Consider the following 25,312-nt stretch of genomic DNA (forward strand, 5'->3'; position numbering starts at 1 on the left):
AAACATTTTAGCTGCATTGTTCCATGTATAAACTTGAAGACTGCCGCAGGCTAATACTGCGGCAGTTTCATTTTATCAGTTAGCTGGAGATGTATAATCAGACTCTAAACTGTTTGCGCATAAAGGGCTTTAGTTTCCAATAAATCTCCGTCTGATTCGGCTAGTCTTGATTTATAAATGCGGCTTTATATACTCTCTTGAAAAGTGTTTTTAATTACGGCGAAATGAATGAAACAGTTGCTTATTTTAGTAGATACCTCACGAGGCCCCGGCAGAAGTTTTCTTTCCGGAGTAGAGTCTTATCTTAGATTCAATCCATCTTGGGATGTGTTGATGCCCCCGCCAAAATACGTTTGTGATAGCGGGCTCTTCCCAGCCAAGTGGTGTTATCAGCAGAATCCGGATGCGATGATTGTTTTTGGCTACTATGACATAAAGAATATCCTCTCTTTTAACAAGCCCAAAGTTGTAATGTCTCTTGATAATACCGCTGGCAGTGATGCAGCTGCCTTAAAGGCCGATTCTAAGGCTATTGCACAAATGGCGAGCGATTACTTGTTTTCTTTAGGACACAAACGTTTCGGTTATTGTAATTGTGGAAATATCACTTGGGCTAATGAGCGAAAGACGGCTTTTAAAGAGATTATAGAACAGAACGGGGCAGAGCTGTACTCTTACAATCTTTTGCTGTCCAGCAGTACAAAAATAAACAGGGCTCGTAAAGAACTTTCGGATTGGATATATTCCCTGCCTAAGCCAATATCGCTGCTGGTATGTAATGACGACATCGCAAGGATTGTATTAGATGCCTGTAAACTTGTTTCTGTAAGTGTACCTGAAGAGGTTTCTGTATTGGGAGTAGATAACGATAGTTTGATATGTCATCTTTCACGTCCTGCTCTTTCAAGCATTGAATTAGATTTTGAAGGTGCCGGTTATCGTACTCTCGAACATTTAGACAGGATTATCTCGGGAGAAGAAACTGCCCGGGTAATGAATATTGAGCCGGTCAGGATTGTAACTCGTCAGTCAACTGATATGTTGGCAGTAGAGGATTCTATTGTCAGAGAGGCTCTTATTTTCATAAGAAACAACTATCAGCGCAAAATTTCAGTTTCAGATGTAACTGAGCATATCTGTTTTTCTCGCAGCGCCTTGGAAAAGAGATTTGAGGCTGCAATACATCGTTCTGTTGCCGGAGAGATAACCCGCCTCAGGATAGGTATGGCAAAGAATAAACTCCTCAATTCAAGACTCTCAGTAAATTTGATAGCTTCAAAGTTTGAGTTTACCAATCCGCAGCATTTTTCACGTTTTTTCAAAAATGCTGTCGGTATAACACCGGATGATTTTCGTAAAAGATACTCAAAGAACAACGCAGCTGACTAGGGCTGAAGGCAGCATTAATTGAGCAGGATAAAACTATGACTGAATTAGACATTGTTACCTTCTTAGTTTATATAGCCGGCCTTTTGGCGCTTGGTATATTATATTCCTCTCAAATCAAAAATACTAAAGATATGTTTGCTGCAGGAGAAAGCTCGCCTTGGTGGTTAGCAGGGATTTCAGGGCATATGGCGATGTTTACTTCAGGAACATTTGTTGTTTGGGGAGGCATTGCCTTTCGTCAGGGATTGGTTGGTGTCAGCATACTGATGATGATTGGGATTTCTGCATGGATGGCGGCTTTCACAATCGCAGCCCGCTGGAAAGCCTCAGGGGCAGTTACGCCTGCAGAATATATAGAAAATCGCTTTGGACACGCAGCAGTACACTTTTATTCTTGGGTTTCAACGACTTTCCGTATGATTGATGTTGGGATTGCTTTATATGCTGTCTCTGTGATACTTTCAGCGCTTATTACAGTTCCAGAAGGGCATTTTTTAGCTGGTAGAAACGGTGAGACAATATCAGTTTACTGGGCGATTGTGATTTGCGGCTTCGCAATGGTGCTTGTTTCTGCTGCTGGGGGGCTTTGGGCAGTATTGATGGCTGATGTGATTCAATTTGTTGTTTTGACTGTCTCAGTATTAATTGTAATCCCATTGCTCTTAAATGAGGTTGGAGGAATTAAATCGTTTATTGATAATGCGCCCGAAAGGTTTTTTATACCATACAGCAGGGAGTTCCCTCCGTTGTTTCTTGTTGGATGGATCATTATTCATTTCTTCAAAATTGGCGGACAGTGGGCATTTGTGCAGAGATTTTTGTGTGTTTCATCAAAACAAGACGCAAAAAAGGCAGCTTTGCTGTTTGGCCTGCTCTTCATTGTCAGTCCGATATTCTGGATGCTTCCTCCTATGATGTATCGGATTATAGATTCAAACGCAAATTCAGAAAAGGCCTTTATTCTCGCCTGTCAGTCTGTATTGCCTCCTGGGATGCTGGGGCTCATAGCGGCTTCTATGTTTGCCGCCACGGCAAGTACGGTTAACTCTCAGATAAATGTTTTTGCAGGTGCGTTCTCTCGTGAGATATACGGCAAAATTGCCCGTTTTAAAAGCTCTGAAAAATCGATGCTTCTGTTCGGTCGTTTTGTTTCTTTATTGCTGGGCTTAATTGTTATCTCTATTGCAGTTTTGATTCCTTCTTTAGGGGGCGCAGAAAATGTTGTTCTGCATCTGACAGGAATGTTGGTAACCCCTATAGTACTTCCTTCAATTTGGAGTTTGTTTTCTCGTAAAATTGGCTTGAGCTCTGTTATTGCCACCTTTGGGGTGAGTATTGGCGGTATGAGTTTATTGAAGCCTTTTATTGAATCCAGATCAGGGTTTATAGACAACCCGCTTTTGCTGGAAATTTGGATTATTGGAATAATATTACCTGTTTCTGTGTTGCTGTGGTTTGAATTTACAGGCAGCACTAAATCAATAAGCTGCTCGAGAGTTAGAGCTATAAAAGATTCTGCTGAAAAAGTGCCCTCTCTCTCTAAGGCAGGGAGACTCAGACATTTTCTGATTTCTGGCTATGTTTTTTCAACTGGGTTAGTAATTCTGATTATTGCTGTTCTTAATGAGCAGGGCAGGAAAGTTTTGTTAATTGCTGCATCTGCACTTATTTTAGCTGTAGTTGTTATAAATTTCCGTTTATTGAAAGATAAATTTGGTGATTGATTTGTGAAAAATGGCGTTGAAGAACCTGCCCTATAAATTATACTTCATCTCAGTTTTATTGCATTAAGCGAAGTTAATTATTTTGAAAGGAATCAAAGTGGAACTTTTATCCGGTTGCTCATTGCCCAAGTTTAAGGCTCTCAGTACTGCTCAAAAAATCATTTCGCTATTTTTGAGGAAGAAAAAATTGCGCCAATCTTTTATGTTTCTTTTCCTGATTAGTTTTGCTGTTCTCTCGGCAGGCAGCGCTGTGGGCGGGTCAGAACCTCGTTCAAGCTGGTCGGGTGTTTATCCGCATCTTGCATATTTCAATGATAACAGAGAATGCGGCACTGGTGCAGTTGTGCCTTGGGCTGATCGGCTCTGGGTTGTTACTTACGCCCCTCACAGCCCAAAAGGCTCGGAGGGTGAGAATCTTTATGAAATTGACAGTGATTTAAATCTTACTGCCCATCCTGAAAGCATTGGAGGCACGCCCGCCGCTCGTATGATTCATCGTGAGTCGAATCAGCTGTTCATTGGCCCTTATGTTGTTGATGATGAGCGTAATATTAGAGTTATCCCTTACTCTAAGATGATGGGACGTCATACAGGGATTGCCCGGCATTTGTTTGAGCCTTCATCGAAAGTATATTATGCAACCATGGAAGAAGGGCTTTATGAAGTCAACGTTAATACTCTTGAAGTAAATTGTTTGATTAGAGACGGCAATTCGGGTGCTCCGAAAGAAGGGATTAAGAGTGATCTGCCCGGCTATCACGGAAAAGGATTTTATTTAGCTCAAGACCGGCTCGTTTATGCGAATAACGGACAAAAAGGCCCAAAGGCAAAAACCGACCCTACAATCCCCTCAGGTGCTTTGGCAGAGTGGTACGGGCAGGGGGACTGGCAGCTTGTTCGCAGAGATCAGTTTACTGAGGTAACAGGCCCAGGAGGGATCTACGGCAATCCTAACAGTTCCGACCAGCTGTGGTCAATTGGCTGGGATCAGCGTTCTTTAATTCTCGCTCTGCTTGATAAGGGGCAATGGAGCTTTTACCGTTTACCGAAAGCTTCTCATACCTATGACGGTGCGCACGGCTGGAATACCGAGTGGCCAAGAATTAGAGATATCGGTGAAGAATACTTGCTTATGAATATGCATGGAATGTTTTGGCAGTTTCCAAATAACTTTTCACGTGAAGACCGCAGCGGAATCAGGCCGATGTCAACTTATCTGATGGTGCTTGGTGATTTCGCTCAGTGGCGGGACAGGGTTGTTTTAGGATGCAATGTTACTGCCAGAAGCGAGTTTTTGAATACTCTAAACGCTAAAGGGGATATGGCTTCGCCAGGCCAGTCTCAATCTAATCTCAGGTTTATCGACAGCGGCCGTTTGGACAGTTTTGGAAAACCTATTGGCCGAGGTGCAGTGTGGCTGAATGATTCTGTTAAAAAAGGTCAAGCTTCTGATCCATACCTGTTTGCCGGTTTTGACATGCGCAGCGTGCATTTGGCACATCAAAATGATAAGCCGGTTAGTTTTATATTCGAAGTGGACAAGCTTGGAGATGGAAGCTGGGAGCATTTGAAAACTGTAACTGTAGATGCGGACGGTTATAAATGGGCAGCTTTCTCCCCTTCAGAAAAGGGCGAATGGATACGAGTACATACCAACAGGGACTGTTCACAGGCAACAGTATTCTTCCAGTACAGCAGCCATGAAAAACGCACAACCCAGCTTGATAAAATCTTCGACGGTATCGCTCGTCCCGGAAGTTCAGCTGTTTGCGGAGGTTATATTAGAGCAAGAGGGGAAAACAAAAAAACGCTTCAGTTTTCAGCTAAAACCAGAGAAAACGGAAAAGTTAAGAACGCAGGCTATTACGAGATGATGCTGGATAACAAAGATTCTATGAGCTTGCGCAGAGTTGATGATGAACAAGCCCATACCTTTATGCAGGAAAATATGGAAGTTCCTGAAGATGTTATAAGCGTAGATCAGGCCTCTTTGATATATGTTGACGAAAAGGGCAAGCGTTTTCGTCTTCCCAAAGGCGATGAGTCTTTTGATAAAACCGGACCGGTTGGTTCAGAGCGTATTTCCCGTGAAGTTGTAACTGAAAGAGATCTGTTCAATGCTCACGGCACGTTCTATGAACTCCCGGCGAAAAACGCTGGCGGTTTTTCCAAAATACGTCCAGTTGCAACTCACAATCGCCGTATCGCAGATTACTGCAGCTGGCGAGGCCTTTTAATTCTTTCCGGCATTGCTGATAATGCCCCAGAGAGCAATAAACATATTATTCGTTCCGAGGACGGCAAGGCTGCCCTTTGGGTTGGCGCAGTTGATGACCTATGGGAGTTTGGCAAACCTGTCGGCAGGGGAGGCCCTTGGAAAGATACCCATGTAAAAGCTGGTGAGCCTTCAGATCAGTATCTGATGACAGGGTACGAGAATAAAACTCTGGAGCTCTCTCATAAAAGCGATAAACCGGTAGAGGTATGCATCGAAGTGGATATCGACGGACAGGGCACTTGGAAAACTTACCGTAAGATTCAAATTCCTGCTGACTGTACTGTTAAGCACCGCTTCCCTGAAGGTTTCAATGCCTATTGGGTGCGCACAACAGCCGATACCGAAACCGTTGCCACCGCCTATTTTATATATGAATGATGCAGTTTTATTATGATGATAAAAAGCGTGATTAGGATTTCAGAATTGGTTGCATTTCTCGCAGTGATACTGTTTTTGAGCAGTTCGGCTCTATCTGCTGAGAATGTGTTTACTTATGATTTTACAGAGCTTGATGCGGAGGTTTCCAAAGGTGTCTCTTTGGAAGTTCGCAAAGATTCTGCGAAATGGTATGGCCGTGAGCAAGGTTACCAGCATGCATATCTTAGTGAAAAGAAGCAGTTCGTTGAATTTGCTGTTAATGTTCCTGAACCCGGGATGTATGCCCTGAAGGTAAAGCAGCTCAATCAACCTGATAACGGCATCTATCAGCTGCTTTTGGGCAGTGAAAATGATGGATTTGCTTTGGCTGGCGGCGGCCTGAAGATCGATCAGGCCGATCTCTGCGGAGAATACAGTTTTAGAAATGTCAATTTGGGCGTGCATCGTTTTCAGACAGCCGGCCTTAAAAAATTCAGGTTTAAGACTGTAGGCAAAAATAAAGACTCCAAAAGTTACAATCTCTCCTTCTCTGAACTGACTCTCATGAAAATCCTGCCGCTTGAGGTTTCTGATTTCTCAGATATGGAGTATGTGAGCGATGTTAATTCACAAGACGGCTTCTATTATCGAATAAAATCTGACGCCCCGGGTGAAGTTGTGAAGTATCCTGTTAAGGCAGAAAAGGAAGGTTTTTATGCAATCGTAATACGAAACGTATTAAGCCCTGCGGGTGCTGAATACAAAGTGTCTTTTGATAATAAAAATTTAGGCAGCAAGATTGATTCCTTCAATCCTGATTTGCAGTATTCAATGTTTACAGCTGGCGTTATAGAAGTTGATTCCCCGGGTGAGCATATTGTAGAATTAAAAATCACAGGGAAGAATTCGATAAGTTCCGGCTACTCGTTAAATTTTGACACAATACGCTTGGTTGACCCGGATATTATCGTAACATCCGGGTGGGGTGTTAATTCAAGCAGGGTTAAAGGGTGGTGGCCGAAATCGACTTATGCAGATAATTACTACGGGAGATTCTACCGTTATTCAAGGGCGGGTCATACCCGTTTCTACCGTAATTTGAAACCCTCCGATGAGCCGGAAATAATAGCATGGTGGCCCTGGCAGCCTGATTTTCAAGGTTTTCTTGCTTCTGGATGGTATAATGTTTATTACTGGCTTCCCGACGGCGACCCTGACCGTGCATCAAATGCGAAATATACCGTGCATCATATTTCCGGCCAAACAACCTACACCGTTGACCAGCGAAAGACAGGCGGAGAATGGAAACTGCTGGGCAGCCATTTCTTTGAGAAGGGGCGGGCAGGGCGTTCAGGGTATGTGGAGCTTTCGAACGATGCAGATGGTGTGGTTATTGCCGATTCGATCAAATATGAGTATGCTGAAAAACAGGGTTTAGAGCCGAAATCGCAATCTCTGCAAGATGCAGAGTCTGGTTCATACACAGTTCAGTTAGCTCAAGAGAAGCAAACCGTCTGGGGACTTGGCGTGGAGATCCAGCCGGAAGCCGAAAGGAGAGGCGGAATTAACCGCAGCAAGGGCATCCCGGGCGATTTAACCGAATCGGAGCGAAAGAGATTCTATAATGAACTGCTCGGATTCGGCCATGGGTTCCGATATATGAGGCTTCCTATGGGGCTATTTTATACCGGGCTGGATGATGAGAAAAAGCAGTTTCAGCAGAATTGGAGCTCTCAGAACGAGCAGCTGGCAGAAATGATACAAGAATCCGGTATTGAAGGCTTTAATTTTGAATACTGGTCGCCAGCTCCGTATTTCAAATCTAACAATAGGTTTGTTGGCGGTTCTCTGAAAAAATTTGATGAAAAATTTTTGACTGAATTTGGCAATTCAATTGTTAAAGATTTAAAATATGTTCAGGAAAATATCGCACCTGTCAAAATGTTTTCTTTGCAGAATGAACCAACCGTTGGCGAAGCCGGCTACGGCTGCTGCGAGTATAGCGGGCAAGAATACTGCGATACGTTTCGAGCAGTCGCGCCGATTGTTAAGAATGAATTTCCTGAGCTTTTTATACACGCCGACAGTCAGGCCGGCCAGTACGGCAAAGGCTCGATACTTATTCGAGATGATTCCAAGGCGATTGAATATGTGGATGGCTGGTCTTGGCATCGTGTCGGGAAAAATTCTGATGAACAGATCAAGTACAGCGATTCGAAATTTAAGAAAGATACACAAGGCAGGCCTGTGCTGAACGTGGAATTTGAATATCTTGATGGTGCAGGTTCTCAGTGGCGATTTGTAAATACTGCTCAGTCTATTATGAATTGGTTTGCATTTAATGAGTCTCCTGCATGGTTCTGGCTGCACGCTCTAAAACCTACTGATACTCTTATAGGTGAAAGGTTTGGGCTTGGTTTTTGGCGGCCTTCAAGCGATAATGATTTTACCCGTTATGTTGACATCAAAAAGAATCACTGGCAGTACAATTGGTATCACTGGAACGCTATTGCCGGATTCTTGAAGTATATGCCGTGGGATTCAGTTATTTGCCGTGTAGATGAAGACCAGACCCGAAAAAATCAGCGAATTCTGGCTTGGAAAACGCCTGAGGGCAAGTTGGTTCTTGCTTTAACCAATCGCTCTTGTGACGCACCTTTTAAATTCAATCTTGATGTCGGGGTTGATGCTGAATTTAAAGGATATCGCTATACTTCTCAAACCAGAAATAATATTGGAAAGTACGCAGGAATAAGACGGGGGCGGGAGTTTTCAAGGGAATTAAAGCCTTTTACTGTTGAGTTTTGGGTGCAGCAGTAAAAAGTTTAAACAATAACTTACAGACAACTATTGAACAAAATGCTAATGCTTGTCAGGTAAAGTAGTGGCTAGTACTGGTTAATTCCCCTTTTTTTTAAGCTCACCCTCGGTTTCTCTGAGCTCAGGTGCATAGCGTTCAATTATACGGGGCGCCGCAGCGTGCGACCATTTGCCAGCTCGAGCGGGGAAACCGTTCTCATTCAGTCAGCAAGCTGTCTCACTCCAGCCTTCGCCTTGTTTCCTTTGCTGAATGGTCTGTCCTCAAAGGAGTTCTACGATTTAATTCGTAAAAGTTTAGAACGATGCTATTGCTTCAATATTTTTCTGAGCCTCTAAAGCCGTTTGCCGCAGCTCGTTAATTTGCCGGTTGAAGTTTGTGTTTGTGTATTCCATCCACGTGCTCTCACACACTTATTCAAGGCTTTTGCAATTTAACCACAAACTTTGGGACGTTGTCAGCTTTTTTAGAGTCTTCGATGTTTGTTAAATTTAACACGAAAATATTTAGTGTTTGTAAGTCTGTGTTAAATAATGATTTAAATCTGTTTTCAAGCAGCTTTTTATTCTTTTTTAAAAAAAAATCATACTAAACTGCTCTGTGAAATTCATAGATTCATATAAGCATAATGTGCTGAAGGTTTTAAATATAAAGTCTTATGCGAAATTAATCATTTTAAGAGTGATTAGAAAATGCAGTGTAGTTAATTTTATTTTTTGAAGGAGATTTAATCATGAAGAAATCAGTTTTGTTTGCAATCTTTTTAGTATTTGCAGCGGGTGCAGCAAAAGCCGCATTTAATGCTGTAGGAGTGTATGACGAACAGGATGTTCAGTCTAATCAAGTTGATTACGACATGGGTTATTCGAGCAACAGCTCATGGACAACAGGTATTGGCCAGACACTTGGTGATAATCAGATTTTAACTCTCCAAGAGTTTAAGCCTATGGTTGAACAAGCCTTTACGAACGGCCGCGGCGGAGTTGTTGACTTCGAACACCAGGGTACAATAGACGATGCTTCATCATTTGATGTCAAATTTGACGGGGGCAACAAGCAATTTACGGTAACCGCAACTGGAAATAGCGGCGCAGCCGGCACATTCAAGTTTGACGAGACCGGCGGTGACAGAACACCAATATCAGGTGCCGACAGGCTTCAGGGAAATAGTCAGTCCCTTGATTTTGACTTTAGTGATTATATTGGTATGGAATCAGACGAAAGAATAAAGGCCATCGGCTGGACAATCCTCGGCCGAAGCAATTCGTCGGGCTCCGCTAACTGGCGGGTGATTGCTCGTTATACTAACGGCACAGATACCGGCAGCAGCAGTACCTTCCGCACGATAAATATGTCCAGCGGGGATACTACCCATGATAGTTTCTCGGGGATTGCTGCACCTGATGGTTACTGGATTACTGGTATGAGGATAAACAGCGACCAGGGCGCTTGGTCAGCTCATGATGATTTTGGATTTGTAACAGTTCCCGAGCCCGCAACTCTAGCGATATTTGGTCTTGGCGGCTGCATTGTTTCTCTAAATAAACGCAAACGCAGAAACGGCAGATAATATTTTAAGGTTTAACAGATAGTAATATATGATGTCAAAGAGAATGAGCCGCAGACAGTTTTTGAGCTTGACAGCGATAGCTGGTACTGGCGCAGGCTTTCTTTGGGGATTATCTTCAGAGGCGAATTCTTCTGCTAATAAAAAGCCTAATATCATCTTTGTTATGCTGGATGATATGGGCTATGGTGATTTAAGCTTGTATGGGCAAAAACGGATTCGAATGCCAAATATTGAACAGATGGCCAGAGAAGGAATCCGGTTTACTCAGGTTTATTCCGGCGCAACGATATGTGCTCCCGCACGCAGCACTCTAATGACCGGCCAGCATACAGGCCGCACCACAGTTCGAGGCAACTGGGGTGATCTCAAGCAAGGCGCAGTGCCCTGCAGCGGCGGCTCTGGGCCGCGAGTACCGCTGAAGGATGACGATGTTACAATCGCAGAAGTACTCAAGGATGCCGGCTATGCAACCGGCATTACTGGAAAATGGGGGTTAGGCGAGCCTGATACTTCAGGCCTGCCTAACCGGCAGGGCTTTGATGAATGGTTTGGGTATCTCAATCAGCATCTTGCTCATTCACACTACCCTGAATATTTATGGGATAACCGGAAAAAGAAAAAGCTTAAAGGCAATACTGGCACAACAAAAAACTTTGCAAATCAATCACATTACAGCCACGACCTTTTCACTGATTTTGCAATGGATTTTATTAAGCGGCGCGGGGCTGGCGAAGCGCCCTTTTTCCTCTATGTACCTTATTGCCTGCCCCATGATTCCTTTCAAAACCCTGAAATCGAATCATATGCTTATGAAGCTGGCTGGTCTAAAAAGGAAAAAGTTTACGCTTCGATGCTAACCCGTGCGGACAGGGATATGGGAAAAATGTTTTCTCTGCTTACAGAGATGGATATTGATAAGGATACTATTGTTTTTTTCTGTTCAGATAACGGCGCAGCTAATCGCTATGAGGGCACTTTCAACAGTTCCGGAAAGCTGCGCGGGAAAAAACGCAGTATGTATGACGGGGGCTTGCGTACTGTAATGGTATTAAGGTGGCCAGGCCGTATCAAAGCGGGTGCTGTGAGCGATGATATTTGGTATTTCCCGGATGTATTGCCTACCTGCGCAGAGCTGGCCGGGGTTGCACCGCCTGGGAATATAGACGGGGTAAGTGTTCTTCCAAGCATCTTGTCTCAGCCGCAGCCGCAGCTCTACAGTCGACCGCTGTATTGGGAAGACCATGAAAGAGGTTTTCGCTGTGCAGCGAGAAAGGGTAACTGGAAATTTGTCTGCAATGATGTGGATAAGCCTCCCGAGGTTTACAATCTCTCAGATGATATTGGTGAGGAAGAAAACCTTGCTGAATCGAATCCTGAGCTTGTTAAATGGTTCTGGGATTTTGTTAAAGAATCACATAAGCCATCAGCAAATTGGCCTGTCCCACGGTTAGATAAAGGTGAGGGTGAAATTTCAAATCGAGTTTTATAATGTTTAATTAATATTTTGAGGAGCTATTACAATGAATAATATCAAAATTATATTGGCGCTGTTTCTTTTTCTTGGCTGCGGATTAACCTTCGCTGCCACTTTTGAAGCTGTAGGCGTTTACGACGAACAGGACATGCAGGCTAATCAAGTTGATTACAGTATGACCTATTCAGACAATTCTGTATGGACAACAGGTATCGGCCAAACCCTTGGAGAGAGTCAGGTAATGACGTATGAAGAATTCAAGGTGATGGTCGAAGAATATTATTTAGATGGTGATGGAGGAGTAATAAATTTTGATAATGCGGAAATGAGCGATTCGGCCTCATTCGCTGCGAGTTTTGATGGAGGCCAGAAACAGTTTACAGTGAATGCGACGGGAAATTCAGGTGCTAGCGATACAGTTCAAAACACATCTTCCGGAGGGAATAGAACGCCCATCTCCGGCGATAAAAGACTCCAGGGCAATACGAACAGGTATGAATTCGAATTCAGCGATTTTACAGGGATGGACCCGCAGGACATAATCGCCGCAGGAATCACTGTTCTCGGCAGAGACGGCAGCAGCGACAGCTGGTGGCGCGTTATTGCATATTACACCAACGGAGAAGACTCAGGAAGCACAAGCACCTCAAGATATATCAATATGAGCAGCGGAGACACAACTGAGGACAGTTTCTCAGGAATAAGGGCGCCTGAGGGATACTGGATTACAAAATTGCGTGTACATTGCGATATAAGCTGGACATGGAGCGCGGCAGATGATTTGGGCTTCGTGTTTGAATCGTCAACTAAGCCTTACGGGCCTTCTGTAAGTCAGACTGCCCAGCCCGGCGGGGTAGATGCAGTTCTTTCATGGCAGGCTGGTCCTGATGAGAATGATGTTTATGCTGTGAACCCCGACATTGTTGATCAGTACGTTTTTATGACAACTGGCGGGGATGACCCGAACCTTTATTACGTTGGAGCTGCAGGCGAAGACCCGGGCACTGAAGATCCTTCCTCAGAATATGCCGTTTCAGACCTCAATTATGATGCTTCTTATCAGTGGGCAGTCGTAGAGGCTCTTGACGGATACGAGCAGAGCTTAACCGTAGGGGTAAGTGAGCTTGAGGATGTTAATGAAAATAATATCATCGGTTCAGTATGGAGCTTTGATACGCTTTCAAGCGTTCCGGTTATAGAAACTCAGCCTGCAGATGTTCTGGAAGATGCAGGAGAGGATGCTTCGATTTCTGTTGAAGTCAGCAGCGTGTCTCCTGAGCAGTATCTCTGGTATAAATCTGATGATAATTCTAGCGATACTCCCGAAGATGACGTTGAGGCAGGCAGCTCTTCAAATACACTGAATCTGGACAGCATTGCTGTTGCCGACGAAGGATACTACTATTGCGTTATAACAAATAACGGCGGGTCTGTTACTTCTGATACCGCCAACGCAGCAGTAAAGCGTCAGATGGCGCACTGGACATTTGATCAGGCAGATTATTCCGGCGGGCAGTATCTTGATGTCAGCAGCGATGATGATGTTTATTATCCCGCAGACCCCAACGGAACACCCGCATTTAATACAGGTATCGATGGTGATTCGATTCTGATTGACGAGGTAAACAGCTGGGCTCGTGCAGGTACGTGGAATCCTTCAAAGTATTCCAATCAGCTTACTGTAAGCGCTTGGGTTAAATGGGATGGAGATACTTCATCCCACAAAGGAATTGTAAGCAAGCGTGATATCTGGGGAAGTGAAACTATGCTCTGGAGTTTGATAATTAGAAATGAATATCCGGGCGGTACTGTCCGTTTTTACAACAGCAGCGGACTAAGCGTTTGGACAAGCGAATCTCTTCCGATTGATGAATGGACGTTGATAACAGCAGTCTTTGACGGCTCAGAAGGCAAAGTTTATTTCAATGGATTAGAGAAGGCTTCCGGAAGCGGCAGCCTATCTTCTGGAACAGAGACTATGATTATGCTGGGTGCTGTAGATAATCCTTCTGTCAACGAAGAATTTGACCCGCTCAGCGGCAGCGAACTGGATGATGTTCAAATTCTAAATTATGCAGCAGATAAATTCGCTGTGGCTGATATGTACTATGAAGTTACAGGCATAAAATCCTGCATATTAGATTATGAGTCTCAGCTCGATGTTGCAAATACCAACACCGACCTTGTGATAGGGCAGGAAGGCTTTGAGCCTGATTGCGTTATCGATATCTCTGATTTTGCTGCTCTTGCCGGGAATTGGCTAAGCTGCGGATTATACCCTGAGTGTGAATAATAAAACCTTATCCGGGACCGGCTGGCCTGCAAGGGTTGGCTGGTTCCAGTTTTTTTCAAAAGCACAAAACTCAATCTGTTAAGAAAATTATAAGGAATGATTCGTGAAAAATTTACTCTCTTTAATGGCTGTCATTTTAATATTTTCTGCTGCCGGCAAAAGCTTTGGCGAAACCATAACTATAGATAATGATATTCAAACCTACACATCCCTTGCTGATACTGCAGTAAATATCACCGGCACCTCAGAGCTGCACCTTTCCGGCAGCGCGACTGTATTAGATAACTGTCAGATAAATTTGAATTCTGCGGAAGCTTGGCTTTTTTTTCATCTCTGAAGCCCTCTGAGGTCAATTCGCCAGTTTATCTCAGCCAAATTTATGTAAGCGGCACACAGTCTGCATTGAATTCAAATATTAGAATAGTACGTTACCATAACGGCGCTGTTTTAATTCCGCATGGCGAGGATTATGAGCCGCTTAAAGTGTACAGCGGAATGAACTTTACTGGCAGTTCCCTCAGCCTCGGCCTGCATACCTATTACAAAACTGACCAGCTCGGGTTTATGAACGATTCAATTCGCTCTTTTACTTTGAAACGAGGCTATATGGCCACATTTGCCGAAAATAGCGACGGTACAGGAATCAGCAGAGTTTATATAGCAGACCAGAAGAATTTGAAAATTGGAGTTATGCCCGCAAATCTTGATAAATCTGTTTCGTTTGTCCGGGTGTTCCCATGGCACTGGACAACCAAAAAAGGCTGGGCAGGCGGAACTCCAAGTTATGTTTCAGGTTCGGCTTCTGAAGCTTTGAATTGTTCATGGCGGTATGACTGGGGCAATGGCGGAGAGACTACTCTGGATGTGGAATATGTTCCGATGAGACACGGCCCAACATGGCCGAGCTATTCTGTAACCAACGCAAAGGAAAATGTAACGCATGTGCTGGGATTTAATGAACCCGACCGGCCGGATCAGGCTGATATGTCAGTTTCAGAAGCGATTGACAGATGGCCGAATCTGCTTGCCTCAGGCCTGCGTTTAGGAGCGCCTTCGCCCAGCGACGGCGGCCTGAACTGGCTGTATGATTTTATTGATCAGGCCGATGCCTTGAACTATCGTGTAGATTTTGTCCCAGTGCATTTTTATAAAAATAACTGGTCTGCCTCACAGATGTATAATTGGCTGAAAGCCGTGCACGAAAGAACAAAAAGACCTCTCTGGATTACTGAGTGGAACAACGGCTGCAACTGGACAGCCCCTCATCCCACATACGAGCAAAATGGCGATAAGATTGCGGAGCTGCTTTCAATGCTTTCCACCGCTTCATTTGTGGAAAGATATTCAATCTATCAGTGGTGCACAAATCGTGAGATGTTTTATGATGACGGCTGGATTACCCCTGCGGGCAATGCCTACAAGGACCATGTCAGCTTCCCAGCGATATCATTAGACCAAAACAAGGAATGTATTGGTTTTTACAAACTCGATGCACCTAACGGAACTTCGGCTGTTGATTTGTCCGGCAAGCAGATGGAAGCCGGCTTGAAAAACGGCCTCTCATTTGATAATGATTCTGTTCAGGGAATGCGGGGATATGCCCTTAGTTTGGATGGTGATGAGTATATTGAATTGCCCGATGGATACGATGAACTGGAAAATGGCTTTTCAGCTTCCTTCTGGGTATATCCGACAGCGGTGAAATCGTATGCGAGATTCTTTGATCTCGGCAATGGCCCAAATGGAGATAATATCGTAGCCGCAAGATATAGTGATACTGATGATTTATATTTTAAGGTATATAATAATGCCACCGGCGGCACTATGGTTCGGGCTTCCAATGCCATAGAGCTGAATAAGTGGCAGTTTTTTTCTGTTACAATTGACAGCATTGGTAATGTGAAGATTTATAAAGATTCACAGCTTATCAAAACAGGCACTTCCTCGCCGCCTCGGAGTGTCTTTAGAAGCTCAAATTTTATAGGCCGCAGCAATTGGCCTTACGATGGATATTATGAGGGCAGGATAGATGATATTCGTTTGTTTGATTATGCTCTCAATGAAAATGAAATTGATGCCTTGTTTAATATAAGTATGACTTCAGAGCCTTATGACGGAACACCTGCTGATATACCCGGCCAAATCTCAGCTGAACGTTTTGATTTAGGAGGGCAGGGCATTGCTTATTACGATTCTACAATAGCAAACGAGCAGGGAGCTTTCAGGTCGGGTGAAGACGTGGATATTCGGGGCGTTTTTGATTATTTTAACAGCTTTGCGGTAACCGATATCGAACCTGATGAATGGCTTAATTATACAGTTAATATTCCCGATTCTGACAATTACTGTATGTACCTGCGTGCCAGTACAACTTTAAACGAAACTCCAGTTCTAATTAAACATTTCACTTACCCTTTTTTTGAGGCTGCAGGAGTGTATGACGAACAGGAGGTTCAGACTAATCAAGTTGATTACAGTATGAGCTATTCGAGCAATTCCTCATGGACAACGGGTATCGGACAAAACCTTGGAGCAAGTCAGGTTATGACGTATGAAGAATTCAAGCCGTGGGTGGAAGAGAAATACTTAAGCGGCAATGGAGGCGTGCTCAATTTTGATAATACCGAGCTCGGTAGTTCAGAGTCTTTCAATGCAGTCTTTGCCGACGGGCAGAAAAAATTCAGCATTACTGCAACCGGCAGCTCGGGTGCAAGCAGCTTTGTCAACAATACAGCTTCCGGAGGCGGTAGAACGCCCATCTCAGGCGATAAAAGACTCCAGGGCAATACGAACAGGTATGAATTCGAATTCAGCGATTTTACAGGGATGGACCCGCAGGACATAATCGCCGCAGGCATCACTGTTCTCGGCAGAGACGGCAGCAGCAATGCCTGGTGGCGCGTTATTGCATATTACACCAACGGAGAAGATTCAGGAAGCACAAGCACCTCAAGATATATCAATATGACCAGCGGAGACACAAGCGAGGACAGTTTCTCAGGAATAAGGGCGCCTGAGGGATACTGGATTACAAAATTGCGTGTACATTGCGATAACAGCTGGATTTGGAGCGCTGTGGACGACTTAGCTTTTGTTTTTGAAAATCAGGCACAAAGTTCTTCGGTTGTGGAATTAAGCAGTTTAGAAGAACAAATGCTTGCCGAGTTTACAGTCAGTAGCACAGGTTCTTCTGATAATTTCAAAACCTTTGTACTCAATGATGTGATTTTGCCTGCTGGCGGAAGTAAGCTTTTGCGGATGGAATTTCCGGTTGGCGGGCTTGATGTAAACTGGCTTAGAATTGAGAAAGAAGGGCATTGGAGCGAAACTCCCCCAACGATTCCGGGAAGGATTCAGGCTGAAGAATACGACTTCGGCGGTCCCGGCAAAGCGTATTACGACACTACTTTTGATAACGCCATCGGCGATTTTAGGTATTATGAAGATGTTGATGCTGCTGATATCGGTGATTCTGGAAGCCGGTATGCAGTAGGCGGTATTGAGGCAGGTGAATGGCTCAGATATACAGTGAACAGTAATGAGGGGGCAGCAGATGTATATGCCAAAGTTGCTTCTGTTCAGTCCGGAGGCCAAATCTTTGTTCGGATTGATGGTGAGCTTTCGGCCGTTATTGATGTTCCCAATACATGCGGATTAACAAACTGGCAAATTATTCCCGCACCTTGTGAAACATTGCCGGAAAATCAGAATGCTTTAGTTGAGCTTGAATTTGCAGGGGAGGGCTTCCAGCTGGATTGGGTACAGTTCGCAAAGCAGATTCCCTATCCGGAAAATGTTCCGCACTCAATTCCCGGCCAGATAGAATTTGAGGATTTTGATACCGGCGGCCATGATATAAGCTTTTATGATACAACTCCTGCAAATACTTATGGCGGGTATCGGCCTGATGAAGCCGTGGAAATTGCTGCTGTAAATGACGGATTTGCTGTGTATGCAGAAGCCGGCGAATGGCTTGAATACACCGTTGATTTAACAGGCGGAAACTATGATCTCTCAATTCTTTCCGCAGGGCCTTATTCCGGTCAGCAGCTTACATTATCTCTTGATGGGAATCATATTGTGTCTGCAGATTTGAATACAACAGGAGGCTGGTCAGACTGGCATACAACCGTGATCCCTGATTTGGTCCTCCCGGACGGGCAGGGACAGGTTTTGCGGATGAAATTGGATAGCTCAAGCGCTTTCATCGATAATATGAGCTTTATCAGGCATTATAATCCCGCAGATATTGACCAGAGCACTAAGGTTGATTTAGAAGATTTTTCGATATTAGCTGATCAATGGCTTGATGCACCGGGCGAGCCGTCCGCTGATATTGCAAAACCTCCGAACAATCAGGTAGGAATAGAGGATTTACTGATTCTACTTGAAAACTGGCTTATAGAGGAATAAGGCTTCGTAAATTGAAATAATATTTTGAAGTTAAGAAGGTTATATCAATTGCACAGTTTTACTTATGGGTATAATAGTCGGTGTAAAGGTTTCAGTGCAGAACCCGCCGGCGGCTGAAATTGATAACGCAGAAACTTTATTAAATCAAAGAGTCCAATATTGAGAAACCAGATTAGTACAATAGCATTGAAGTTACTTTCAGTGTTAATTTTAATTTTTTTCGCAGTCAGCCTTCAAGCACGAGTCATCGATTACGTTGATGTATTTGTCGGCACAGAAGCTGATCACGGCCAGATGTATCCGGGTGCTGCTCTGCCTTTCGGGCTTGTGAAGTTAAGCCCCGATACCTCCTCTAAAGGCCATGCCGGATATGATTACTCGTGCAGAGAAATAAAAGGCTTTTCACATACAAGGCTTGGAGGAGTAGGCTGTTCTGGTGCAGGGGGGAGTGTAAGGATTAAGCCGTCATTTGGAATGAAAACGGCTGACACTCTCGATAAGTCATCAGAAAAGGCATGGCCAGGCTTTTACAGTGCTTGTTTTGAAAATGGGATTAAAACTGAGCTAACGGTATCATATCGAGTAGGATTTCATCGATACACCTTCCCTGTTTCAAAGGAGGATGTCTGCATACTTATTGACCTTTCTCAAAGTTATGCAGGCAGTATTGATTCAGGGTGGGAAAAGATTGCTTCTGATACAATAGCAGGCTTCACCAAAGGGAAAAACGTTTGCGGTAACGGCTTTTACAAGCTGTATTTTGCCGTCAAGTTTGACCAATGCTTTGATGGAATTGAACGAAGCGGCAAATCTTTATGGAGCAGATTCCCCTCTGCCTCAAAAGACAGGGACGCAGTTATTAAGCTTAAGGTTGGTATTTCACCAGTCAGTGTTGAAAAGGCTGTAATGGAATGCAGAAAGGACCTTCCCGGATGGGATTTCCAGGCGCCAAGGGAAAACGCCGAAAAGATATGGGAAGAAAAGCTTGGTAAAGTCGAAATCTTTGGGGTTAGCGGTGAGCTTGAAGAATTTAGGGATTTATTTTATACTTGCCTGTACCGTTCTTACCTGCTGCCTCATAACGTAACCAGCAGCGACGGATTTTACAGGCCGGCGGGCAAACAGCAAACTATCCGCAAAACGGCAAATCAAAGCCGCAGTTTCGATTATTATTCCGGCTGGAGCAGCTGGGATGATTATCGCAAGTACAGCCTTGTATCCCTGCTTGAGCCTGATATTTTAAGTGATATCGTCCTTTCAGCTTTAGATATGTTTGCCGGCGAGGGGATACCTGCCTGGGCAGAGGGATACTGGCCGTCGCCTTCGGTTAGAAATGAGTTTATCAATACCATAATACTTGATACAATCCAAAAAGGACTTGTAGAGTATGACTTAGAAAAAGCTTATTCAGGGATCATTTCTTCCATAGATGGCAATGAGCAGGTTGAGAAGCCCTATCAATACTATATTGCTATGAAAATCGCCGAGATCCTTGAGAAGAAACAGGACATTCAAAAGTTCAGGAAAAAAGCACTTTCATACAAGGACTTTTGGGCAGAATCTCAAGAAGACGGGGAAGGCAATGTGAGAGGTTTTTTTACTCCTGACGGTGAAATCGTCCCGAAGGAATCGGTGAATAAAGTGGATGCTCATTTCTATGAGGGCTCACTGTGGCATTATCGTTTTTTTGTACCTCATGATATTTATGGGCTTGCCTCGCTGAGAGGAGTGGGGGAAAAACTGGCGGATGATTTGGAATATTATTTCAATTCATGGAAGCATATGGCGCTGAATGAACCTCCCTTAGCATATCCCTTCTTGTTTAACTTTCTCGGCCGGCCATACCAGACACAGTATTGGTCAAGGGTTTACATTACTGATACTGTTATGAGCCGATATCACAATCACGGCAAGTTTGACAGCCCTGTTATCAGAAGGGTATATAAAAAACAACCTGCCGGCTGGCTTGAGACAATGGATGATGATACCGGTGCTATGTCGAGTCATTTTGTTTTTTCCGCAATGGGGCTTTTCCCTGTGTGCATGGGCGAACCTTATTATGTTATAGGATCGCCGCTTTTCCCCAAAATGGTTTTGCATATGAAAAACGGGGATTTAGTGATAGAGGCTGAAAATGCATCATTGTCTAACAAGTATATACAGTCTGTAAGTTGGAATGGGAAAGACCTTGCCAACACATGGCTAAGCTATGAACAAATAAAACAAGGGGGGAAGCTTGATATGGTGATGTCAGATACCCCAAATATGCAATGGGGAAGTGATAATTCGGCGGCTCCGCCTTCTCTCTCAAAATAATGTTATTTGCCCGCACAGAATATTGTTTAACTATTATCTGCAAGTGAAAGGTATAAAAATTGACTGCACAAAATACTCTTTTCAGCAAAATGTTATTTATCTCGGCATTTCTTACAGTTATTAATGTTTGTTTTTCGGTTCAAACTGAAAAATTAATGCTTTCCGGCAGCGGCTTTCAGCAGCAGACCGAATGGCAGTTTTACTGTACAAAAGGAAGGCAGAGCGGCTTTTGGACAACTATTCCAGTGCCTTCAAATTGGGAGTTTCACGGTTTTGGACGCTATAACTACGGACACGACGGGAACAAGTCTGATGAGAAGGGCAAATACCGCAAAGAATTCAAAGTTCCCTCAGAATGGCAGGGCAAGCGTATTAGTATTGTCTTTGAAGGCGTGATGACTGATGCAGAGGTGTTTGTAAACGGCTCCTCAGCAGGTCCTGAGCATCAAGGGGGTTTTTATGAATTTGAGTATGACATAACAGACCAGCTGAACATAGGAGGCAATAATCTGCTTGAGGTAACGGTAAGCAAAGTTTCAGATAACAAATCTGTTAAAAAAGCTGAGCGAAAAGCTGATTTCTGGGTTTTCGGCGGAATTTACAGGCCGGTTTATCTAAAAGCTGTGCCTCAGGAATCTATTAGCTGGACAGCTGTTGATGCACAGGCCGACGGGAGTTTTACCGCGAAGGTCTATATAAAAAACGTTCAAGAATGCAATCTTATTAAAGCAAAAATTTTTGATCAGTCAGGTGAAATGCTTGGAAAGCCTTACAAGCAAAGCATTAAAAAATCGGAAGATTGCAGCACTCTCAAAACTCGGGTAAAAGGCCATAAAACTTGGACTGCCGAAAGCCCTGATTTATATACCCTGCAAGTTGAGCTTTGCAGAGATGATAAAACCGTTCATAAAGTAAAAGAGAAGTTCGGCTTTAGAACTTTTGAAGTGCGTGAGAAAGGGTTTTATCTCAACGGAACTCGAATCCGTTTCAAAGGCGTAAACAGGCACAGCTTCTGGCCTGATTCCGGCCGCTGCGTGAACAGAGAGATAGACTATAAAGATGCAAAGCTGATCAAAGAAATGAATATGAATGCTGTGCGTCTTTCGCATTATCCTCCAAATAAAAGCTTTCTGCAGGCCTGTGATGAATTGGGGCTGTATGTTATTGATGAGCTTACCGGATGGCACGATGCCTATGATACGCAGGTGGGCAGGAAGCTTGTTGCCGAGATGGTAAAAAGAGATGTTAATCATCCGAGCATTATGCTGTGGGCGAACGGAAATGAGGGAGGCCATAACTTTGATTTGGTTTCAGAGTATTCTCTTTACGACCCTCAGGAAAGGACAGTGATACATCCTACGCCCTCATGGAACTCCCCTTCGGTATTCAACGGCATTGATACCGCCCATTACTGCAGCTATGAGGATTTTATCAAAAGGCTTGCCAAGCGGGAGAATATCTTTATGCCTACTGAATACCTGCATGGGCTTTACGATGGAGGCCACGGTGCAGGGCTTGAGGATTACTGGAAGGCAATGATGAAATCGCCGGTAGGTGCAGGCGGTTTTTTATGGGCTCTGGCAGATGAGGGCATTGTGCGAACAGACAAAAACGGCCGAATAGACACCGACGGCAATCATGCACCTGACGGGATTGTCGGGCCTTACCGTGAAAAAGAAGGAAGCTTTTATACGATAAAAGAAATATTTTGCCCGGTAGAAGCCTTTATTGAAGAAAGCTCGCATTTCAAAGGAAAGATACAACTGCGTAATTTGTATGACTTTACAAATCTCAGCGAGATTAAATTCAAATGGCAGCTGGCCGTTTTTTCCAAAGGTAAAAATGCTGATAAAATTATCAAAGAATCAGGCCGAATAAATGGGCCGAAAATTAAGCCAGGCAGAACTGGCAGTCTTAAGCTTGATTTGCCCGAAAACTGGAACCGGCATGATGTTTTATATCTCAAGGCTTATGACCCCGCCGACCGGCTTTTATGGACTTGGAGTTTTGCCCTGAAAAACCGAAATGAAATGCTCCCTGAGATCATTTCACGGAAGTCTGAGAGCAAGCCCGAAGCGGCAGAAGAGGGAAGCAGTATCGTTGTGCAAACAGCAGATCATAATTTCAGTTTTAACAGCAGCAGCGGCCTGCTTGAGAAAGCGATGTACAAAGGGAGTGAATTCAGCATCACAAACGGCCCTGAAATAGTTCATTCTCAGCAGAAATATAACATCAAAAAGCTGGAGAAAGGGGCGCGTATATACACGGACCGCGATTATTCCGTTACTGATTATCCGGTGAGCTTAAAGGGAGCTTATCTTGTAGCAGGAAGCAATGATGATAAGCATAAGAAGGATTTAAGGCTGAAAATAAATCTGCCAAAACCGGCTGCTTTATATGTGGCATACGACTCTCGCCAGACCAGCTTGCCTCAATGGCTGAAGAAGTGGGAAAAAACCGGCAAAACGATTTCTACTACAGACGCAGAGTTTGAGCTGTATTCCAAATTTGTTTCAGGCAGACAAATTGTATTAAGAGAAAATAATGCAGACTCAATGTATTTTGTCCTGTCTCGTGCTGAAGTGATTCCCGGCAGAATGCTCTCTCCGGTGTCTCAAATAAGCTCCGGCTATAAAGGCGATATCTTCCGAATTAAAGCATCCTCAAAACAAGGGGATAAGAAGTTTACATGGTCTGTTTATCCAAGCGGCAAGCTGGGATTGGATTATTCATACTCTCTCAAGGGCCGGTATGAATACTTCGGGATTTCTTTCGACTGTATGCCGGAATCTGCTGAAAATATGCGCTGGCTTGGGCAGGGGCCGAGCCGTGTTTGGAAGAATCGACTCAAAGGCGGCTGGCTCGATATCTGGGAAAGACGATACAACGAAGGCATTCCTGGCCAGGCGTGGGAATACCCTGTTTTCGCCGGCTATTATGCAAACTGGTACTGGCTGGAGCTAAACTCAGAAAGCCGGTCTGTTATGATTCATAATACCACCGATAACCTTTATTTCAAAGTTGGTGATATCAAAAACGGAAGGGATCCAGCGAATACGAGGGTTAAAACCCCTGAAGGTTTTCTCTGCTTTATGCATGCAATCAACCCTATAGGTACGAAATTTAGAAAGCCGGAAGATTTAGGGCCTATGAGCAGTTTAAATTCCGCAGAAAAACACTATTCTGGTACTTTGATTTTCGATTTTAGATGATTTTTACTGTTCATAGTCTGTTTTTAAGTATAGAATTATCTTCTTGAGAAGCGTTCGTTTTATAATGACAATAGCTAAATAAATATGGTGAAAAAATGGAATTAGAGAAATACTCATTCGGTGTTGGAGATCGCTTCGGCTGTCAGGGGAAATGGCAGCTCAAAGCGATAATGCAGGCTAAAGAGGCGGGGCTGGATATTGTGCCGGTGTGGAATAAATCACACCGCGAGCACAAGGCAGTCGGCAGCCGTCCGGAGGATGTAAGGCTCGAGGCAGACCAAAGCGTGCAGGCGCTCGGCTGGCAGGGGGCTTATCACGTAGATGCAGACCATATCAATCTGAGCAATGTATCGGAATTTATAGGCTTCAGCGATTTCTTCACGCTTGATATCGGAGACTATATCGGAACTGCACCGGCAGGGCAGGATAAGGATAAATTCACCGCTGAAGCATTTGAGTATGCCGGCAAACTGAAAATTCCGGGCATTGAAGAGGAATATCAAGTTTCACCTGAGCAGATAGAAATCATTGCAGACAAGTATCTCTTTGCGGTTAGGGAAGCGGGGAAAATCTACCGCACAATCGAGAAGGCCAAGGGCAATGGCAGCTTTATCACCGAGGTTTCAATGGATGAAACCGAATCCCCGCAAACCCCCGCAGAGCTGTTTTTCATACTGCTTATGATATCCCGGGAGGGCATTCCGGCGCAAACCATCGCCCCGAAATTTACCGGACGCTTCAAAAAAGGCGTTGATTACGTGGGGGACCCTGCAGACTTTGAGAAAGAATTCAATCAGGATATAGCCGTAGTTCAGTTTGCCGCTGAGGAATTTAAACTGCCGAGAAATATCAAGCTCAGCGTGCATTCGGGCAGTGATAAATTTTCGATTTATAAACCAATCAACAGGGCGTTAAAGAAATTTAATGCAGGCGTGCACGTTAAAACTGCCGGCACAACCTGGCTTGAAGAGCTTATTGGCCTTGCGGAAGCCGGCGGAGGCGGCCTTGAAATTGCAAAACGCATCTACAAGGAGTCTCTGGAGAGATTCGATGAGCTTACTGCCCCGTACTGGTCTGTAATCGATATAAGCAAAGATCGCCTGCCTTCTGCAGAAGAGATTCAAGTCTGGAGCTCTGAGAAATTTGCTGATGCTATCCGCCATGAACCTGATTCAAAAGATTTCAATCCGGATATGAGGCAATTGCTCCATGTGGGCTATAAGATTGCTGCTGAGATGGGAGAGGAATACCCTCAAGCCTTGAATAAGTATGAAAGCAGCATTTCGAAAAATGTAACGAACAATATTTACAACAGGCATATATTGCCGCTGTTTGGCTGATTTAGAGTATGAAACTGCATGAAATTTTAATCTTCAGCCTGGATTTTTGGCAGAATACAGCCAACTTTTGAAATTCTTCGCAAAAAAACTTATTTTTTCTTACTAAACTGATTTGTCTGAATCATAAG

General features: G+C 44.1%; 12 protein-coding genes. All 12 read left to right on the forward strand.

Annotated features, from left to right (window positions below; all coding sequences use genetic code 11):
* Positions 1–228 precede the first annotated feature (228 nt).
* The 12 genes from L21SP3_RS00770 (at position 229) to L21SP3_RS00825 (ending at position 25,184) form a co-directional block, all read left to right on the forward strand.
* A complete protein-coding gene (locus L21SP3_RS00770; RefSeq protein WP_077538593.1) occupies positions 229–1,389 on the forward strand; it encodes an AraC family transcriptional regulator in 1,161 nt (386 codons plus the stop codon).
* Positions 1,390–1,424: 35 nt separating this feature from the next.
* Complete coding sequence (locus L21SP3_RS00775) at positions 1,425–3,113, forward strand: sodium:solute symporter family transporter (protein WP_077538595.1); 1,689 nt, start codon at positions 1,425–1,427, stop codon at positions 3,111–3,113.
* Positions 3,114–3,300: 187 nt separating this feature from the next.
* Positions 3,301–5,769: a hypothetical protein gene (locus L21SP3_RS00780; RefSeq protein ID WP_227806780.1), complete on the forward strand. Its 2,469-nt coding sequence runs from the start codon at positions 3,301–3,303 to the stop codon at positions 5,767–5,769.
* Between the two features lie 12 nt (positions 5,770–5,781).
* Positions 5,782–8,568, forward strand: coding sequence for a golvesin C-terminal-like domain-containing protein (locus L21SP3_RS00785; RefSeq protein ID WP_077538599.1), 2,787 nt, complete (start codon positions 5,782–5,784; stop codon positions 8,566–8,568).
* Between the two features lie 731 nt (positions 8,569–9,299).
* Entirely contained in the window at positions 9,300–10,136 is an 837-nt protein-coding gene (locus L21SP3_RS00790) for a PEP-CTERM sorting domain-containing protein (RefSeq protein ID WP_077538601.1), read from the forward strand.
* A gap of 28 nt (positions 10,137–10,164) precedes the next feature.
* A complete protein-coding gene (locus L21SP3_RS00795) occupies positions 10,165–11,625 on the forward strand; it encodes an arylsulfatase (protein ID WP_227806781.1) in 1,461 nt (486 codons plus the stop codon).
* 31 nt (positions 11,626–11,656) lie between these two features.
* A complete protein-coding gene (locus tag L21SP3_RS00800) occupies positions 11,657–13,903 on the forward strand; it encodes a LamG-like jellyroll fold domain-containing protein (protein WP_077538603.1) in 2,247 nt (748 codons plus the stop codon).
* A 103-nt stretch (positions 13,904–14,006) separates the two neighbouring features.
* Positions 14,007–14,240 carry a hypothetical protein gene (locus L21SP3_RS00805; RefSeq protein ID WP_123785099.1) on the forward strand — a complete coding sequence of 78 codons (234 nt, stop codon included), beginning with the start codon at positions 14,007–14,009 and terminating at the stop codon, positions 14,238–14,240.
* A gap of 65 nt (positions 14,241–14,305) precedes the next feature.
* Entirely contained in the window at positions 14,306–18,316 is a 4,011-nt protein-coding gene (locus tag L21SP3_RS00810; protein WP_123785100.1) for a glycosyl hydrolase, read from the forward strand.
* Positions 18,317–18,517: 201 nt separating this feature from the next.
* A complete protein-coding gene (locus L21SP3_RS00815) occupies positions 18,518–20,632 on the forward strand; it encodes a glycoside hydrolase domain-containing protein (RefSeq protein ID WP_123785101.1) in 2,115 nt (704 codons plus the stop codon).
* A 155-nt stretch (positions 20,633–20,787) separates the two neighbouring features.
* Positions 20,788–23,844: a glycoside hydrolase family 2 TIM barrel-domain containing protein gene (locus L21SP3_RS00820; RefSeq protein ID WP_161488034.1), complete on the forward strand. Its 3,057-nt coding sequence runs from the start codon at positions 20,788–20,790 to the stop codon at positions 23,842–23,844.
* Positions 23,845–23,939: 95 nt separating this feature from the next.
* Positions 23,940–25,184: a tagaturonate epimerase family protein gene (locus L21SP3_RS00825; RefSeq protein WP_077538624.1), complete on the forward strand. Its 1,245-nt coding sequence runs from the start codon at positions 23,940–23,942 to the stop codon at positions 25,182–25,184.
* Positions 25,185–25,312: the final 128 nt, after the last annotated feature.

The organism is Sedimentisphaera cyanobacteriorum (genome assembly GCF_001997385.1).
GTDB lineage: Bacteria > Planctomycetota > Phycisphaerae > Sedimentisphaerales > Sedimentisphaeraceae > Sedimentisphaera > Sedimentisphaera cyanobacteriorum.